This is a genomic window from Kitasatospora sp. NPDC057512 (assembly GCF_042802135.1).
Taxonomy (GTDB): domain Bacteria; phylum Actinomycetota; class Actinomycetes; order Streptomycetales; family Streptomycetaceae; genus Kitasatospora.
The window spans coordinates 1-3,157 of record NZ_JBHVET010000877.1 but is presented as its reverse complement, the minus strand read 5'-3'; the positions used below and the strand labels follow the sequence as shown (position 1 = coordinate 3,157).

Here is a 3,157-nt window from a genome sequence, read left to right as displayed (position 1 = left end):
TTGGCCGTACCCCCGAGCGGGCAGCACCGGAATCCCACGTCCGCGCCACCGACGCGCCGCACCTGTCCGAACACCGGACCGGCATGGGTACCGCCCCACCGCCTACGAGTAGCTTTGGACGCATGGCTCCGACCTCCACCCCCCAGACGCCGTTCGGCCGGGTCCTGACCGCCATGGTCACCCCGTTCACCGCCGACGGCGCGCTCGACCTCGACGGCGCCCAGCGCCTCGCCACGCACCTCGTGGACTCCGGCAACGACGGCCTCGTCGTCAACGGCACCACCGGTGAGTCCCCGACCACCAGCGACGCCGAGAAGGCCCAGCTGGTCCGCGCCGTGGTCGAGGCGGTCGGGGACCGCGCCCACGTGGTGGCCGGCGTCGGCACCAACGACACCCACCACAGCGTCGAGCTGGCCCGCCAGGCGGAGGCGGCCGGGGCGAACGGCCTGCTGGTCGTCACGCCGTACTACAACAAGCCCCCGCAGGAGGGCCTGTACCGGCACTTCACCGCGGTCGCCGACGCCACCGGCCTGCCGGTCATGGCGTACGACATCCCGGGCCGCAGCGGGGTCGCGCTGAGCCACGAGACGCTGGTCCGCCTCGGCGAGCACCCGCGGATCGTCGCCAACAAGGACGCCAAGGGCGACCTGGGCGCCGCGGCCTGGGCCATCGCCCGCGCCGACCTCGCCTGGTACTCCGGCGACGACATCCTCAACCTGCCGCTGCTGTCCGTCGGAGCCGTCGGCGTGGTCAGCGTCGTCGGGCACGTGGTGGCGGGGGACCTGCGGGCGATGGTCGAGGCCTTCCTGGCGGGCGATGTGGTCAAGGCCACGAGCATCCACCAGCGCCTGCTGCCGGTGTTCAGCGGTATGTTCCGCACCCAGGGCGTGATCCTCGCCAAGGCCGCGCTGGAACTCCAGGGCCTGCCGGCCGGCCCGCTGCGACTGCCGCTGGTCGGAGCGACGCCCGAGGAGATCGAGCGATTGAAGCAGGATCTCGCCGCCGGCGGGGTACACCTTTAGCAGACACGGACGTGCGCGCCCCCGGCTCGCCGGACCTCCCCGGGTCCGCCGCTGGACCGGACCGTAGGCGCGAGAGCACAGACCCAGTAGGAAAACGACACTGAGTACGCGCGCCATATGTCTCCAGGGGGAGGACCCCGGGCATATGGCGTGCGTCGTGAGGAGAGTCTTTTGAGCCACCCGCACCCCGAGCTCGGCGCGCCCCCGGCACTGAAGGAGGGCGCACTCCGCATCACTCCGCTCGGCGGCCTCGGCGAGATCGGCCGCAACATGACGGTCCTCGAGTACGGCGACCGCATCCTGATCATCGACTGCGGCGTCCTCTTCCCCGAGGACGAGCAGCCCGGCGTGGACCTGATCCTCCCGGACTTCAGCTACATCCGGGACCGCCTCGACAAGGTCGACGGCATCGTCCTCACCCACGGGCACGAGGACCACATCGGCGCCGTCCCCTTCCTCCTGCGGGAGAACCCGGACATCCCGCTGATCGGCTCCAAGCTGACCCTGGCCCTGATCGAGGCCAAGCTCGCCGAGCACCGCATCCGGCCGTACGTGCTGGAGGTCAAGGAGGGCGAGCGCGAGCGCATCGGCCCCTTCGACTGCGAGTTCATCGCGGTCAACCACTCCATCCCCGACGCCCTGGCGGTCGCGGTCCGCACCCCCGCCGGCATGGTCGTGGCCACCGGTGACTTCAAGATGGACCAGCTCCCGCTGGACGGCCGCCTGACCGACCTGCCGACCTTCGCCAAGCTGGCGGAGGAGGGCATGGACCTGCTGCTGGTGGACTCCACCAACGCCGAGGTCCCGGGCTTCATCCCGCACGAGCGGGACATCTCGGCGGCACTGCGCAACGTCTTCGCGAACGCCGACAAGCGCATCATCGTGGCCTCCTTCGCGAGCCACGTGCACCGCATCCAGCAGGTGCTGGACGCCGCGCACGAGTACAAGCGCAAGGTCGCCTTCGTCGGCCGCTCGATGGTCCGCAACATGGGCATCGCCCGCGACCTCGGCTACCTGAAGGTCCCCGGCAACATGGTCGTGGACGTCAAGCAGCTGGACGACCTGCCGGACAAGGAGGTCGTGCTGATCTGCACCGGTTCGCAGGGCGAGCCGATGGCGGCGCTGTCCCGGATGGCCAACCGCGACCACCAGATCCGCATCGTCGAGGGCGACACCGTCGTCCTGGCCTCCTCGCTCATCCCGGGCAACGAGAACGCCGTCTACCGGGTGATCAACGGCCTGACCCGCTGGGGCGCCAAGGTCGTGCACAAGGGCAACGCCAAGGTGCACGTCTCCGGCCACGCCTCGGCCGGCGAGCTGCTCTACTTCTTCAACATCTGCAAGCCGCGCAACCTGATGCCGGTCCACGGCGAGTGGCGCCACCTGCGCGCGGCCGCCGAGCTGGGCATCGCCACCGGGGTGCCGCGCAACCGCGTGGTCATCGCCGAGGACGGCGTCTGCGTCGACCTGGAGAAGGGCGTCGCCCGGATCGTCGGCAAGGTGCAGGCCGGGTACGTCTACGTGGACGGCTCCTCGGTCGGCGACATCACCGAGGCCTCGCTCAAGGACCGCAAGATCCTCGGCGAGGAGGGCTTCATCTCGGTCTTCGTCGCGGTCGACTCGACCAACGGCAAGATCGTCGGCGGCCCGACCATCCAGGCCCGCGGCTCCGGCATCGACGACAACGCCTTCGGCCCGGTCGTCGCCAAGCTCCAGGAGGGCCTGGACCGCTCGGCGAGCGACGGCGTGCTGGAGCCCCGTCAGGTGCAGCAGCTGGTCCGCCGGACCATCGGCAAGTGGGTCGCGGACAACTACCGCCGCCGGCCGATGATCCTGCCGGTCGTCGTCGAGGTCTGACGCTTGCTCAACACCGGCTGAGGCCGGTTTGACGTGGGGCGACCCGGTGCGTAATGTTCTCCGGGTTGCCCCACGGGACGGCCCCTCGGAAACGGGCTCGAATTCGAATTCGAGAACGACCGGGGAAAACGGACCGAAAGACTCTGATAGAGTTCGGGAGCGCCGAAAGGCGAAAGCAAATCGGATGAATGAAACTCCGGAAAACGGAGCGGAAAACATCTGATAAGCTGGAAACACGAAAGAACGAAGCCCGGAGGGTCCGCTGGAAGGCGGTCCGA

2 protein-coding genes are annotated in these 3,157 nt (G+C 69.5%); both read left to right on the top strand.

Translation table 11 applies throughout. The annotated features are described in order from the left end of the window. Positions 1-122: 122 nt before the first annotated feature. Positions 123-1,022, top strand: coding sequence for a 4-hydroxy-tetrahydrodipicolinate synthase (dapA, locus tag ACFU6K_RS35145; protein ID WP_380670103.1), 900 nt, complete (start codon positions 123-125; stop codon positions 1,020-1,022). 171 nt (positions 1,023-1,193) lie between these two features. Continuing rightward, positions 1,194-2,879, top strand: coding sequence for a ribonuclease J (locus ACFU6K_RS35140; RefSeq protein WP_117487801.1), 1,686 nt, complete (start codon positions 1,194-1,196; stop codon positions 2,877-2,879). Positions 2,880-3,157: the final 278 nt, after the last annotated feature.